This window comes from Psychrobacillus sp. 05T411 (assembly GCF_056396485.1).
Genome location: NZ_JBFTLO010000002.1, coordinates 113,760 through 130,142, shown reverse-complemented (window position 1 = coordinate 130,142; position 16,383 = coordinate 113,760). Strand labels below are relative to the sequence as shown.

Sequence of the window (16,383 nt, the reverse complement as noted above, 5' to 3'; positions counted from 1 at the left end):
AATGTCAATAAAAGTTTTGACCTATGGGACTGTCGAACAGCTATATGAAGACCATTCTGTATTTTCACAATGGAACGATGCGCTACATATTACGTCGACCACGTCCTTGCGTAAAGGGATTTATGAGCATTTATCTCAAGAAAACGAATGGTTAAAGAGCCCCGTCTTAACCTTTGGTCAAATTTTAAATAAAATCGGCGATGAGAGCTGGTATTGGTATAGCTCAAAAACCCAATTAAAACAGTTTTCGGTCATTTCACAAAAGCTGCGTGAACTAGCAGAAGCAAACGTCATCCAAAATGAAAAAGTTTTCAATGCGATGTCAAAAAATAAGCAAGTATTACTGCGATCACTACGTATGTTCACTGAGGCAGAAGAAACGAGTGACAAAGTGCGAAACAAATTAACGCCAAATATTTCCGTAGAGGAAGAGTTGGCGTTAAGCATATGGAAATCCCTAGAACAGGATGAATCCTTTACTGTATATCGACAATGGATAGAGGAATTTAAGAACGATACTGAAGCAACGTTTACCGACATGATTGTGGACATTTTATCTGATGTGTACAACAACGACAATGACCTTGAACGTCAAATGGCGAATTTAAAGCCGCTCACTCGAGACTATGATGAAAAGGAACTAAAGGGTTTCATTCGTAGAGCAACGACGCGCTTATTATCAAACAAAAAAATCGTCCTTCACGGATTTTACTTCATAACGCCGATTCAGAAACAAATCATCAATGCTCTGGATCAGGCTGGCTATGACATTGTGCAGCTGATTAATTACCAGGAAGGTTATCCAAATGTTTTTGAAGCCGTGGACGTGTTTTTAGAAAAGGATAAATATGTTTTCCAGTCTGTTAGTAAAACGCCCGCATATATGAATAGAATCGCCCAAAAGTTCCTGCATGCGTGCGAGGGGGATTTCAGCCTAGACATAACGGACATGACGGATAAGTATTATGAATTTAATCATATGTATCAGTTTAAGGGATTTATTGAAAACGAGGTGCATACCGATAAGGAAATTCATGATTTTCTTATTTCGCCTCGAGCACGTGAAATCCGTTCTCAAGTTGAGGACGTCGCTTCGATGAAGCCACTTACGCTAAAGGATTATCCAATCGGACAATTTTTAATCGACCTGCATGCCTTAAACATAACGACCTTTCATGAAGAAGTGAAACAATTTAACGACCGCGAAGAGTTAAGTGTTGATATCCTGGTGCGCATCTTTGCTTCGGGCTATATAAAGGTAGCAGGTACTTCCACACACTTATTCGTAAAGGATTTAAAAAAGCTGGAGGAGCGACTAAATCGCAAAACAACTTTTGAGGAATGGACTGTAGAAATTGAAAAGATTCGCGTGGATAAGGAGCGCATTGAAGCGGCATTAATACCTGACGATATAACATTAACAGCAGACAACGAAATTTATGTTTATAAAAATCGATTATTATCGTACTTTGATGTGAAGGTGGAACACTTAGATTTTATTTTAGAAGCGCTAGAAGCAGTGAGAGAGCTATACAATATTATTTTTACGGACAAAACAATTGATGTCAAAATGTATGTAGAGCGTCTGCTTAAACATTTAGCGGATAAAATTGTGCCAAATATCAAACGGGAGGATGAAATTACTGTAGCTGAGCACCTACTTGATAAGCTTCGTGAAATGCGCGAAAGTGATTTTGAACATTTCGATCGCCAAGACCTAATCCAAGGGTTGCGCTTCTTCCTTAGCGAAGAGCTGGAAAATACGGATAACTCGCTATTCGGAGAAAGCTTGATGGACAGTAAGATTGTATCACTTCAAGACGGTGACTTTTTACCCTTTGCGGAAAACCAATCCGTCCACCTTGCTTTTTTAGATAATAAAGCATTGCCGTTATCACAGAACTTAGTTACTTGGCCATTTAATGATGATTCGATGGATGAGCTGTGCAATAGCTCACTGCTAGAGCTCGTGCAAAAGCGTAAAAAATACGATGCAGCGATTACGAAGTATTTACTTTATTTAATTATGGTGAATGCGGTTAACTTGAAGTTTTCAATCGTTGCAAACATCGGAGTGGAAAAGGAGCTGAAGCGTTCCTTCTACTTAGACTTGCTGAATATTAAAACCGCTAGCGCTAATGCGAAAGATAACGAAACAGCCTTTAACAAACTGCAGGTTGGCTATACGCCGAAAACAATCAGTTTCAACAAACGGAAGCAATCGGCACTCCTGGAGGAAACGAAGACGGTGTGTAATAAACGAATGGCATTAAGTTATTTATTGCAAGAATCACCAAGCTTTGATACGGAGTTTCATCATCGGTTCCTTTTTGAAAAGTATATTGCACAGCTGAATTTTTTCTCTACGCGTTACGGTATTTCATTATCGAAGGAAGAAATTCGAGAAATTGTCTCCGGTTGGTTTACACAATGGGATGAAACGAAGCGTTCGATTCTCGCGATTAATGGAGAAAAGTGGAGCTACTTTACGAAGTCTGTGGAAGTAGATGATGTTTCCTTTGAAGATAACTTAAAATCAATCGCGTTGTTTGGTCACCTTGATAGAAACGGTAAAAGCTTTGCAAACCCAGGGGCCCATTGTAAATACTGTCCGTTTCAAAATCGATGCAGGGAGAGTGAGTATGTAAAAGATGAATGAGAACCTTTTAACGAAACTAAAGCTGCTAAGTAATGCTACAGCTAGGAAAGTTCTTACAGTGAATGAAATTACTACTTCTACCTCACCAATTCGACGAACGAGAGGACAGCGCAATCGCAATGAAAGCAGTAAAAAACAATCGATAAAGAACCAACTAAAAGAATTGTAGAGGATGTAAAGCATGGTCAAGTATATATTAACGCCAACCCAAATGGATGCAGTGAACGCGAGAGGAGAACATGTTTTAGTAAAGGGTATTCCTGGAAGTGGAAAGACAACTGTATTACTAACGAAGTTACAAAACATCGTTGAGGTAGACCCAACTGCTTCTATTTTATTTGTTACATTCAATAATACGCTGCAAAAGTATATTAATGAATCTCTGAAAAACGATCTTGAAGAAGAGTTGCAAATGGACCTTGAAAAGCTAAATGTCGATGTTTTCACCTATCATAAGTGGACGGTGAAAGTGCTTCATAAATTAAGGAAGTATAAAGAGCCTGTTGATAAGAACACATTTAGTACATTTTTAATTCATTTATCTGGTACACACCGCTTCTATACAGATAAAAAATATCAAGCGTTTGTAGAAGAAGAGATTGCTTGGATTAAAGATAAAGGTATTAAAACTTTCGGCGAGTATAAAGGCATTCAACGTACTGGTCGAGGGACGGCCCTTCAAGCGAGTGATCGTAAAGTCATATACACGATTTTAGAGGCGTGGAACTCGTACTTAAATGTGAACTCATTATATATGTGGCAGGATTACGCAAACGTCGTAAATGACAATATCGATCAAGTGAATAAGCAATTCGAATACGACTACATATTTATCGATGAGGCACAGGATTTATCGCAAATACAATTAATATCGTTACGTAAGGTAGCACGTAAAGGATTAGTAGTTGCTGCGGATTTAGGACAAAAAATTTATAAAACCGATTTCACTTGGCTAAGTGTAGGTATTAAAGTACAAGGTGGTCGTACGAAAAAGTTAAGTGGTGCATTCCGTAGTACGAAGGAAATTATGGACTTAGCCAATTCGCTATTGAAGCATGACTCGACGTTAAATCCTGAGGACATCGAACAGGAATATGATGCAGAGGAGTCAGGGTTACTGCCAGGGATACTGAATGCGAACTCGTACAAGTATGAAACGGAGTTAGTTGCTAAGCTCATTAAGGATATTCAAGCTGAGGCACAGGCCGATGGCTGGGAGCCGACAATTGGGGTTTTACTATTTGAAAGTCATCGATTAGACGGTTGGCGAAAAAGCTTATACTATAGCGACATCCAAAGCGAAATTATTCGAGACCAATACGGCAGCGCCTTAACACCGGGCGTAAAGTTATTAACGATGCACGGTGCGAAGGGACTGGAATTCGATTATGTAATCATTTCCGGACTTAACGATCGCTTCCCGTCGTTACAAAATCGATTAGAAGATGATATCACCTCTACAATTGACATCAACCGACGTCTTCTATATGTTTCTATGACCCGTGCAAAGGAAAATGTATATTTAACGTACAAAGGCACACCATCACGTTATATCGGGGAACTAGTTAAAGATTTATATACATATGAAGTGCATTAATGGAGGAACAGTAGTGCCAAGTGATTGTATTATCAATTATATTTTATAAGAAAAAGCATCTACTTCGAATGTTATCTAATGTAAAATTTTGAAGAAATGATGGGAAATCAATTCGCTAATCTAAAAAGTTCAAAGAAGCTTAACCTTGTTAAGGTTAAGTTTGGAAGGGGAAGGTGTATATTGGAAAATAGGAACTATGTACAACTATACGGTGACGTACAGCATTTTTATAATCAGAATAATGCTAATAATCTTAGGAGATATCTTCAGTTGAATAGAGGTGGTTATTCGGAGTTAGTACGAAATCCGTCAACCCCATATCCTTCTTTTGTTATATTGTATAATCAAGGTTTGATTTCTGAACATGAGATTACTATTAGGATTCCTGGGTTCTATACTTTTGGAAGGAGACTACAATATAACACCATAGATAAATTAGATTTTTCAGTAGGATATTCGACACCCAACGCTCCTGCAAGAGTTGAATTGACACATCTTAATATTGCAAGAGATTTATATGATAAAGTACAAAATAACGTAAATCAATATGGTGATTTTGCGAACATTTTAAGGAATTTATATTACGATGTTTCTCCTTTGCAAGGTACAAGCTTCAATCACAATAATATAAATAATCAAAACTTCCAAGGCCTAAGTATTCCTGCAATAATAAGTAATATTAAATGGATATCTTTGCAAGAAGATATCAATCACCCTGCTCCATCTTGGGGGAGAAAGCTATCATTTTGTAGGTACTTTGAAGCAATTTATGCAGCACTATATAATATGCCGTTTAATAATGTATCAATTAGAATAGGAAACCGTAATAATCCTAGACCACAATTGTGGGAGGATTATGTTTATCCTATTAAAATTGAATAATATTAATATTCTCTCTTATAGAGAGTGGATAGGTTACAGTTAATTGTATTGTACAACTAACTGTAACCTATCCATGCAATTACTGGAATAGATGAAGTATAAGAGGATGGGGAAATGACCTTTGAATTTTTTATTGATAGAGAATTAGGAAAAAAGGAATTAGATAAGTAATCTGGTAAATTTGTTTCTTAAGGAAATTGGAGGTACATAAAAGGGATTATTATGATAATAGAATATATGAAAATTGTATTAGATGATTATGAACGAGATATTCAACTGAGTAATAAATACATATATAACGTAGTTGATAATGAAATTGTAAGAAAACACAAACAATTCGATACAACTTTATTTTACGGTGAAAAATTTACTAATGTTTTAGCTTTTGTGGGGGCTAATGGAAGCGGTAAAACTAGTTTAATTTATCAAATCAATAATATATTAAGTGGGGATACAAAAAAAATAGGAATTAAAAAGTACATAGTCATATTAAAATCAGAAGATAAAAATCAGTATTATTTTAATTCATATAATTTAGATATTGAAAAAAATACAAATTATGAAAAAATATCGAAAATTAATTTTAATGATTTATGCACTAGAGCTATATACACTAATGTAGTAGATGGTAATGATTTGTTTGCAAAATCAGACGAAAAATTAATCGATTTAAGTTTAAATTATGAGTTATTTAAAGAAAGTTCATCTTCACAAATAGCCAAAAGTAAACTAACCTATAACCAACTTTTATTAATATCTCAAAATCCAGATTTACTCAAAAAGAATGGGCTAGATGATTTGAGACATCCAAAAGAAGTTGTATTTGAACCTAATCTAGAATATTTAAATGGTACTAAATATCAAAAGTTATCTGGATATTATATAGTTTATATCGAGACGCATAAAAATTTGGATTTATATTATGAAATTGATAAATTAGGATATGATTATAGAGACATTAATTATATACTGCAAATAATAAATGATAAGTTAAGTATTATTGATTCGAAAAGTTTCGAAAAAATAAAGGGTTTTTCTGAAAAGAACGGGAATTTTAAAATTTTGCACCTTAAACTTGAGAATATTTTAAAATCGTATAATTTAGCTGTTATAAATGATATAAATAGATATATTGAGACTGTGGATTTAGATTTTGAGAAAAAAGAAGTCTTAAATTTATTAAGTACTCATTTATTAGAAGATTTATTTATAAATTATTTTCAAACCTTGGTTAAGGAGATTAATTTAAAGAACATTTTAGAAGAAAATTTGTTAGACGATACTTTTTATTTAGATATAGATAAGTTAATTAAGGACTTCTTTTTATTTATAAAAGATATTGATTTTTTAATTAACAAATTCAATTCATTAGATATAGAAGACATAACAGAAAATGATGATGATTTTATATATGATCTTCCATATGACCCAGAAGATCCTGATGAAATACTTAATTTTAAGAGTCAGATATTAATGGATTTAGAAAGTGAAAATAGAGAACGAATTATCAAACAAGTTGAATATAATGAAAAATATGAAAAAATAGTAGAGTTCAAATGGGAAAAAAGCATTCAACATTTTTTTAATTTCATAACCAACAACTTAATGATTATGATTAAGAATGCTATAATTTTTGAATCACTTGAGCTAGATGACTATTTATTAGAGTTAGAAAACAATCATAGTTCTAATAAAATAATTAATTCTACTAAAATGACTTTTAATAAAAAATCAGATAAAATTTCTCGAGAAATTTTTCAATCTATATTTAATGGAATAAAAAGTGAATTGGAAAAAGAAATAAATTTTAATTATACAAAGCAAAAAAAACTTGTCGAATACATAGTAAATTTATTAGAAAAATCTCAAATGAACAAAGTTACTAATAGTACTTTTAATTTTAAAACTGATATAAATTCTATGGAAATAGTTGACTATTTCAAGTTATTTAAAAGTAGCTATAAAAACTCGATGTTAAAATTTTCTTGGAGGAATATGAGTAGTGGTGAGTTAGCTATTTTAAATTTATTAAGTAATTTAAATAGAATAAATTATTATAAAAATTTAAGTGGATATTTATTGTTATTTATTGATGAAGGGGATTTATATTTACATCCACAATGGCAAAAAAAATATTTAGATATGCTTATAAAATCACTTAATTATTTGATGCCATTCGAAAAAATTCAATTAATTATTACAACACATTCACCATTTATTGTGTCAGATATAACAAACCAAAATATTTTGTTTATGCATCCGCTAGAATCTGATGACTTTTTAATTGAAGATACTTTTGCTGCTAATATTAATGAACTTTTATCAACAAAATTCTTTATACAGGATGGCTTGACAGGGCAGTTTGCTAAGAACAAAATTAATGATTTTATTAATGAATTATTTAGGGAATTTGATTTTAAAAAAATAGAAGAATATAGATCCTTCATCAATATTGTAGGTGAACCTCTAGTAAAATCAAAATTGATAGAGCTTTTAAACAAAGAAATTCTAGAACATAGTGAAGAAAATGAATTAATGGTTTTAAAAATGAAAATAGCAGAACTTGAGAATTTATTAGAGGAAAAAAATAATGAAAAAAATTGAGATTTCCGTTGATATGAAAATAAAGCATTATAGATACTTTTTTGATATTGGACCAAAGAATTATAAACCTGAATTAATTTATTATTCATTTATAAAATACCATAAAGATAATAATTATGAATCTGATATAATTGAAGTAAAAGAATTTTGCGCAAAATTTAGTAAAGAACATTTTAAATTTATAATTGATTATATTGACGAAAACTTCAAAAATATACTGGTATCAAAACCTGAGAAAATTTTACAAATTGAAGCTGCTTTTTACAATTATCTAGAAGGAAAATATTCGATTACTTCCAACGAAGACTTACAAAAAGTAAATAATATTTTAAAATTAATTTTTAATTACAATAAATTCGTTCTAACAAAGAATAGCTTTTGGAGTCCTATAATATATAATAGATCACTAAATATTTCAATATGCCCTTATTGTAATACTCAGTATACATTTACACAAAAAGTTAAAGGATTTGGTGATAGGAGTTTTCAAATCCGTCCTGATTTAGATCATTTCTTCACACAAAGCAAACATCCTATGCTAGTAATTTCAATTTATAATTTAGTACCAAGTTGTAGTATATGTAATTCAAAATTAAAAGGTAATATAGATGGTATCTTAAATAAAAGTACGCATCCATTTTTGGAGGGCTTTGATAACATAGCATATTTTAAACGAGAATTTTCAATACAACATAATAATAGTAAGGATTTTTATTCTCAAATCATGGGTATTGATGATAATTACAAACTTTCATTAAATCCATATAAAATAAGTGATGTGGAAAAAGTGAAAACTCACGAGGAAACCTATCAATTAACTACTAGATACGAGCTATATAAAGATATTATAAATAAAAGTATAAAAAGATCATTATTATATAGCCATAATTACTTAACATCTTTAGATAAATCTTATAACTTTAAGGAGTTTAAAAGAACTTTAACTAATGAAATGGAAGATTTAGATTCTACAATTCTTAGTAAAGTTAAAAAAGATATATTAATTAAAGAAATAATTCCAAATATGAATCCCAAAAACAAGTAATATATTTCTTCAGGAATGAGGACCAACAATTAGTTAACGAAGTTGATTTTGTTGATATAACTTGGCAAGAATTACCTGAGGACTATATTAGTGAACTTATGAATAACTGTATTGTTTCCTAATCTTACTTGAGTATTGAAGGAATACAAACTATCTTAATGAATTAATTCGGTTGTTTATCCAAGCTTAGAGCGTATTTCGGTAATCTATCCAAATTGATATCTATGATGTTAAAATAGATAGCGCATCATCGAATCTCTGTTATGAAGTGAATCAGTCTATTAGCTCTTTAAAATTGTATAAACACAATACTTTGGAGAATATTCCTATAAAACGTTGCTGTTTGATCAGTTTTAAAGAAACAACCACTTCCTCTTGAGCAAATGTCAACCTAAATTAAATACGTCGAAATAATTAAGTTAAAAAACAAATAAGACACTTGGTAAAAAGAGGTTCTTAAAAGGGCTAATCCCAATTGTGTATATAAATAATAAATTTTAGTAATCCATAAGGTACTGGGATTATTGGAAATGTTATTTGAGTAAAGGTATGCTTATATAAGTATAATTTAAGGAAACAAAAACCATTATGCTTGGTTCTAAAATAGTCAAGCATTATAATTCCCCCAATCAATGTGTTGACACATACACTCCACACATGTGGAGTTTGGCTGGAGCTGGAATTGTAGCCTTACAATAAAACTTTTTGAATAACTTTAGTTACTCGATCTCTAGGTTTAATAAAGGAAATATCTTGCCCCCGCAACGTAATTTTTATTAAACGTAGTCAAAAACGTAATCAAGCATTTAGAACAATAGCTAAAAACCATTGAAAACATTGGTATTACAGCACTTTATAAAGACAGTGGTTCGACTCCCGCCGTCTCCATATTGCGAAATCATAGGATTTCATACAGTTTCATGTTACAAAAAGCATAAATTTTCCGATTGGAAAGTTTATGCTTTATTTTTATTAGGATTTTTATGTTTGAGTTTTTTGTTTTGTTTAATATTTTCTTTATAGTAAAGTTATTTTAAGAAAATATAATTACCTATGAAGTTACAAGGGGGATTTTTCATTTAGAACCTTTGTATACTAAAAGGTTGAAATCTAACTATATAGTACTAAATAATCAGGGACATCTCAAGTGGTCTATTTTTAACCCTCTAAGTAATATGAGCGTTATTGTTATATTGTGGTTTGAACTTCGACTGCTCCACTATCGGATGTTCCTTTTCTTTTTCATCTAATAATTGTACAAGGGCCAGTAATGAGCTAGAGAGACTAATAGAAGGATTGAATGTGTTGCTGAATCACTTACCTAGTGAAGAAAAAGTTAATTAAAATTTGATCGTCCCTCTAAAAATTGAACCCTACGAAAAATAATGTCGGTTAGTGTCAAGATATCGTAAATTATAAGTGTTTTTGATAGAATGATTAAAGGTATATTGTAATTTTCTTGGTATTCATACACCTTATCTTATTGTCCGAATAGGATTGACTATCCATATCATATAAAAGAGGAGAATGAGATATGAACTTAAGAATAAAACATGTAAAAAAAGCTGTAGATGTAATATTTGCTATGCTTTTCATTTTTACAATCTTTAATTTTATTTCTACTGATATAATGCTACATGTTGGAAATGCTATTGAACATAAGCTGGGAGTACATTCCAATATAGATGTTGAAAAAGTAAGGTCTTTTTTCACGACAATTACTTCAGGTGTATTAGGAAGTGCTATTGTTGCAATGATATTTTATATAAATGAATATAATTCGGAAAAAAGGGAGAAAATTCTAAAGATTGCTCGTGAAAACAATAAATTACAGAAAATATATAGAGAAATTCCCTTTCTTGAACATGAAGGAGAATATTTTATACTAGAACAACGTTATTACTTTGAATATTTAGATAATAAAAGAAAGAGAAAATTCAATGAGTCAATAGATAATGTCGTACACACTGTACCTAAGAAAATGAAACGTGAAATCAGAGAGTATAATAAGAAAATAAGAGAAATAGAATCATTTAAGCATAGAAATGAACTTAAGGAAGTGCTAGAGAATCATCCGGAAATTAGAAAAAGAAGATTTAGTGATGATGTAATCGAAGTCGAACAAAGTCTCAAAGACATAATTGTTAAGTATGACATCTATATTGACGAAATGATGGAAACTATTAAAACATTAAAAAGATATGATTATGAAGAACTAAAGTTATGTGTCGAAGAATATAAATGTGTATTTAACTTTACTAAAGCTAAGAAAAGAAAAATATTGAAGTATTTTAACCCGGAGATAAAAGAGATAAAAAGAATATATCCTTATGCGTTAAATGAAAAGGTTTCTTCAGAAATTATTGCGAATAGAATATATACAATACATAAAAGGCTTGTTGAAAAAATTGACGCTCATATGCAACAAATTGAAGAAATTGATAAATATGGAGATAGGAAACAGGCATTCGGATTATTTCTTTGGTTCCAGAAAGAAATATATGGAACAGGTATGAAGGTTATTTCAGAAACAAAAATTCAATATGCTTACAATATATTAAACATGTCTGTTGATAATTTACAATGGATTTTATTTGGGGAGTTAACTAATAGGTATGAGTATCGCTCACAAGGATATTATATAAGAAAAGGAGAATCAGTAGAGTATGGTAGTACGACAAAAATGATAGAAATGGCAGGCCATACGGCATATGGGGATATTTATAGAAAATAATTTAAGAAGGAACGATGTTATATTATAATAACTGATAAGTGCGACATCGCTAAACATGATGTTAGTTAAAAAAGATATGCTGACGACCTAGCGTTTTCAGAAAAAGGTTTCCAAATTCGAAGCGATTTAAAGTTTGAACTTATGTATTTTTTAGAATATTCGTTAAACTAATGGGGATTTTTATTGAATGTAAAAAAAGCTATTTTCTGATAATCAACCCAAAAATTTTACAGGTAGAATGTTAACTGATAGAGGTATAAAAGTTCCATTAAAATAAATACAGTGTACAAGATCATTTGATTGAAACAGGAAGATTAGAGTTAGCAAATTACAAAGGGTACATGTATGGAATAGCTGACTTTATTTAAGTGGTTGAGCCACAATTAGGTAGAAAATATTTTAAAGATTTAAATGAAATATATTGGGGTTTATATGACAAAAAGAGGATTTATTATTTGGAAATAAACTGTCCCTGCAAACCTTGATATAATGGTTGTTTCAAATCCGCCAGCTCCATACTACGAAATTATACGATTTAATACAGTGTCATGTGACATAAAACGTAAATTTTCCTTTTGAAGTTACAAGTGGAGTTTTTCAAATAAAAACTTTATATACTAAAAGGCTCGAATTTAAATCTATAAATTTCAATAATCAGAAATATGGTGCACCGTCTCCACTTTAACCTTCTACGGGACGTGAGCGTCAATGTTTATTGTGTTTTAAAAGTCGACTGTTTCACTGTCGGATACTCCCCTTTCTTTTCCATCTAATAATTGTACAAGGGCCAGCAACAAGCTAGAGAGACTAGTGGAAGGATTGAATGTGTTGCTGAATCACTTACCTAGTGAAGAAAAAGTTAATTAAGATTTAATCGTCCTTCTAAAATTGAGGGGCGATTTTTATTTGGTAATGCAAGTTATACAAAAATTCACTCTTATGTGATAAAATTTAACTAATATAAATCAGGTGGTGCGGTATGATAATTGATAGAGCAGCATTTCGAAATGGAACTGATAAAGAGATTGTGACACTAGAATCTATTACACACCACGAAGATTATACAATAGTAAAAGAGAATTTATATTGTGAGATTGCACATTGTAACTGCAGATTAATTTATATTCCTAAAGGTGCTAAAGTAGCATATTTTAAGAAATGGAAAGGCTACAATCATATTGAAGAATGCCCATTCTATAAAGAAACTGAAACTGGCGCTAGATCTATTAGAATTGCTGGGAAAGCTGTTTCTAGATTAAAGGAAGATCATATTAAAAAAGTATTAAAAGAAACTTTTGATAAATTTAATGAGACCGATGATGAACGAATTAAGAGATTACAGAAGCAAAATCAGAAAGCGAGAAATAGAAAAAATAAAGTAATAGAGAGACAAGATAGTTTGGATTTTGAGGATATTGTGGTTAACATACCCACTACTTCTTTAGATGCTGATGAAGTAAGAGAAGGAGAAAGAAATCCAACCGTTAGAAAAAGATTATCAATACTAGATTTTGAATTTGCCGATATTGGATTAACCATGAGTACAGGTGGGTATTTATAGGAAGTAAAAATAAGAGAAAAATACTCAATTATTACTTTAACTGATGATTATGATAGATTGACATTTACTCTATATCTTGAAGAAGCATTCTATGTAAATTCGAGTTTAACTATAAATCCTATGCTGGAGGGATTAAAGAAACTTCATGATAATGGGGAAGAATTAATTGTGACTTGCGTAGGTGAGGTAGTTTTAAGAGAGGGTCAGTTAGGCATGTTAATAATGGATGAAGACAAATTAAATTTTAATAGATTACATTTATCTTTACTTCTATTATCTAAAAATACATTATTTTAATTAAAAGAAGGTGTCAGTTTGACAGCAATTGAAGTACTTTCATGGCCGTTTAAACCTGAAAGCATGAGCCAAATTAGCAATAACGAGCAATTTTTAAATTATCCAGTTATTTACGTGTTAAATGGCAATAAGGAAGCTTACATCGGTGAGACGGTTTATTTTAAAAATCGAATGAAGGCACATTTTAAAGGACGTAAAAATATTGACCAAATTAATCTCATTAAACATGAGAAGTTTAATCGTTCGGCAACGTTCCACTTAGAGACGAAACTCATTAACTACTTCCTAGGTGATGAAAAATATACACTTCAAAATAAAAGTAAAACGGCAAGTGATTTTACCCACAACTACTACAACAAGCCATATTACGATCAACAATTATTTAAAGAACTTTGGCAGAAGTTGCATGAACAAAAGCTTGTCGACCATGAGTTACATGTAATCGAAAACAAAGACATTTTTAAATTATCTCCATTTAAAGAACTATCCCTAGAACAACTCGAATTAAAAGAAAAAGTACTCGAATTTTGTGAGAAGCAGGTAAAAGCAACTACAAGTGAATATGGCAGCTTATTAGTCATTGAAGGTGAGGCTGGCGTTGGAAAAAGCGTCGTGCTAAGTTCGATTTTTAATACGATTCAGGAACGTGCAGAGGAAGCATCCTCTAATCTTTTTGGTACAGAAAATTATTTAGTCGTGAACCATGAAGAAATGTTCAAGACGTACAAAGGCATTGCGAAACAAGTGAAACATCTAAAAGGGAAGAACTTTGCAAAACCCACTCCTCTTGTAAATAGGTTGCAAAAAGAGAGCAAAAAAGTAGATATCATTTTCGTGGATGAGGCGCATTTATTATTAACGAAATCTGATACGTACAATAACTTCCACGGCAACAATCACTTAGAGGAACTACTGAAGTTAGCGAAGGTAGTTGTCATAATTTATGATCAGGATCAAGTATTAAAGTTGAAAAGCTTATGGGGGGCAGCAACGTTACAGCAATTAAAGAAGCATAGTACCTATCATGAGGAATACCAATTAACAAACCAGTTCCGTATGCAAGCAAACGATGATGTGATTAACTGGATTAACTCTTTTAAACGTAAAAAGTTAAAGCCAATTCCGAAAGATAAGAACTATGAATTTGCAGTGTTTGAAAATATGAAAGATATGCACGAAAAAATTAAGGAGCAAAACAATGCATTTGGTCTAAGTCGTGTTGTATCAACATTCGATTACTTACATAAAAAAGATGGCGGTACATATTACGTGAAAGAATCCACTGGAGAATACAAAATGCCATGGAACACAACAAGCACCAAATACACATGGGCTGAAAAAGCGGAGACAGTTCATGAAGCTGGCTCTATTTATACAATTCAAGGCTTCGATTTAAATTACGTTGGTGTTGTCCTTGGCCCTTCTGTACAATATGATGCAACCAAAGATGAAATTGTTATTGATACAAGTAAATACATGGATAAAGGTGCTTACACAGGTATCGAAGGCATTGAAAATATTAATGAAGCGAAAGAAAAAATCGTTCTTAATTCCATCAACATTTTGATGAAGCGTGGTATTAGGGGAATTTATATTTACGCAAGTGACGAAGCATTACGTGAAAAATTATTAGAATATCAAAAAGCAGATGAATAGCAGCGAGTGCTTCCCAGACAAGAATTACTCCAGTTTATGTATAGCAGGTAAGAGGCTGGGACAGATTTACTTAAAACCTTAAAAAGCGCGAGAAATCAATTTTAGTAATGTTGATTTCTCGCGCCTTTCTGATGTGAAATTTTTAAATTTTGGTTTAAAAATATACTTATGTCAGCCACTTGTTTTTTTATTTACCTAATTGAACCTGAAAGACCTCAATAGTATCAATCATTTCATTTCCAGGAATAGTCGTACTAATAAAGACAGTATTCGAATCCTGACTCCAATACCCAGTGTGGGATATAACACCATATAGATCTGCATTTTGCATAATCAAAGATGGGTTGGAAATTTTTCCGTTCACTAACTCAGCTATATAAACATTTGTCTTATACTCTTTACCTACCTGGACAGGTGCATCAAATAGAATTTTGTTTTTATCTGGGGATAGTTTATAAAATGGTACCCAAATACCTTCCTCATCTTCGCCACCTGCTACAAGCTGTGTCACTTGTTCCGTCTTAAAATTTAGTGTATAAATTCCAGATTTTCCGTTGTATATATCATTAAAGATAATTGTGTCTTCGTCTAAAAAATGATAGTGGTTAATCGAATCTATTTTTTCTAGTGGAGATAATTGTTCCATTTCTCCATCTTCCGTCAAATGATAAAATCCATAACCTTCTTGTAATGATTTCCCTACTATATATACTCCATTGCTACTCGATTGAAAAGATGAAATGGATAAACCATCCCACTCAAACATGTCTGAGATTGTCCAGGATGTTTTTTGGTCTTTCGCAAGGATTGTTTTTTCTAAAACCAAATCACTTTCTTTATGAATCACTTGAATGACTGTTGAACCTTCTTCATCACCGAAATAGGTCATATATTCTTCTGAACCTGTTGCAATGAACTGTTTCGTATTCGTTTGAAAATCGAGTGCGTAAAATTCTTCGTTCACAAGAGACAATGCGCGTTTACCATTCTCAGATAACAAATAGAAAGGCTCATCTGCTATTTTCTCTTTTTTCATCGTCCCCAGTTCAAGATGATACGTTTCTTTGTTTAGATTGTAAAATAGATTATTCCCTTTGAACCCGGTGTATTTTACTTCTACATCAATAGGTATGGAACCACCGTGTTTTGCCATAATACTTCCTTCAGATAAAGCACTTTCAAATTTGACATCTTCGGAAATTGTTATGGTTTTCGAGCTCGCGTCTCCATTGAGCGTGCATCCTGCTACGATAATACTGCTGATTGTGAGTACTGCAATTCCTTGCCATTTTCTTTTCATTTTTTATTCCTCCTAATTAGTAGCTTGCATAAATAGTATAAGGAATGG

General features: G+C 31.7%; 10 protein-coding genes. 9 read left to right on the top strand and 1 reads right to left on the bottom strand.

Going from position 1 to position 16,383, the window contains the following annotated elements; translation table 11 throughout:
- Nucleotide 1: 1 nt before the first annotated feature.
- The 9 genes from AC1DFT_RS02115 (at nucleotide 2) to AC1DFT_RS02075 (ending at nucleotide 15,035) form a co-directional block, all read left to right on the top strand.
- On the top strand, nucleotides 2–2,659 hold the full coding sequence (locus tag AC1DFT_RS02115; protein WP_477917168.1) for a hypothetical protein: 2,658 nt from the start codon (nucleotides 2–4) through the stop codon (nucleotides 2,657–2,659).
- The gene (locus AC1DFT_RS02110) at nucleotides 2,652–2,828 is read left to right on the top strand and encodes a hypothetical protein (protein ID WP_419959485.1); all 177 of its coding nucleotides are present in this window, start codon (nucleotides 2,652–2,654) and stop codon (nucleotides 2,826–2,828) included. The genes AC1DFT_RS02115 and AC1DFT_RS02110 overlap by 8 nt, the downstream gene beginning before the upstream one ends.
- 12 nt (nucleotides 2,829–2,840) lie before the next feature.
- The gene (locus AC1DFT_RS02105; RefSeq protein ID WP_477917166.1) at nucleotides 2,841–4,256 is read left to right on the top strand and encodes a 3'-5' exonuclease; all 1,416 of its coding nucleotides are present in this window, start codon (nucleotides 2,841–2,843) and stop codon (nucleotides 4,254–4,256) included.
- A 270-nt stretch (nucleotides 4,257–4,526) separates the two neighbouring features.
- The gene (locus AC1DFT_RS02100; protein ID WP_477917165.1) at nucleotides 4,527–5,138 is read left to right on the top strand and encodes a hypothetical protein; all 612 of its coding nucleotides are present in this window, start codon (nucleotides 4,527–4,529) and stop codon (nucleotides 5,136–5,138) included.
- A gap of 222 nt (nucleotides 5,139–5,360) precedes the next feature.
- Complete coding sequence (locus AC1DFT_RS02095) at nucleotides 5,361–7,742, top strand: AAA family ATPase (protein ID WP_477917163.1); 2,382 nt, start codon at nucleotides 5,361–5,363, stop codon at nucleotides 7,740–7,742.
- On the top strand, nucleotides 7,729–8,787 hold the full coding sequence (locus AC1DFT_RS02090; RefSeq protein ID WP_477917161.1) for a hypothetical protein: 1,059 nt from the start codon (nucleotides 7,729–7,731) through the stop codon (nucleotides 8,785–8,787). Before AC1DFT_RS02095 ends, AC1DFT_RS02090 begins: the two co-directional genes overlap by 14 nt.
- A gap of 1,534 nt (nucleotides 8,788–10,321) precedes the next feature.
- Complete coding sequence (locus AC1DFT_RS02085; protein ID WP_477917159.1) at nucleotides 10,322–11,521, top strand: hypothetical protein; 1,200 nt, start codon at nucleotides 10,322–10,324, stop codon at nucleotides 11,519–11,521.
- 979 nt (nucleotides 11,522–12,500) lie between these two features.
- A complete protein-coding gene (locus tag AC1DFT_RS02080) occupies nucleotides 12,501–13,082 on the top strand; it encodes a hypothetical protein (protein ID WP_477917158.1) in 582 nt (193 codons plus the stop codon).
- 315 nt (nucleotides 13,083–13,397) lie between these two features.
- Nucleotides 13,398–15,035 carry a DNA/RNA helicase domain-containing protein gene (locus AC1DFT_RS02075; protein WP_477917156.1) on the top strand — a complete coding sequence of 546 codons (1,638 nt, stop codon included), beginning with the start codon at nucleotides 13,398–13,400 and terminating at the stop codon, nucleotides 15,033–15,035.
- A gap of 187 nt (nucleotides 15,036–15,222) precedes the next feature.
- Here the strand turns inward: AC1DFT_RS02075 and AC1DFT_RS02070 are convergent, their stop codons facing one another.
- Complete coding sequence (locus AC1DFT_RS02070; protein ID WP_477917154.1) at nucleotides 15,223–16,335, bottom strand: hypothetical protein; 1,113 nt, start codon at nucleotides 16,333–16,335, stop codon at nucleotides 15,223–15,225.
- Nucleotides 16,336–16,383 lie beyond the last annotated feature (48 nt).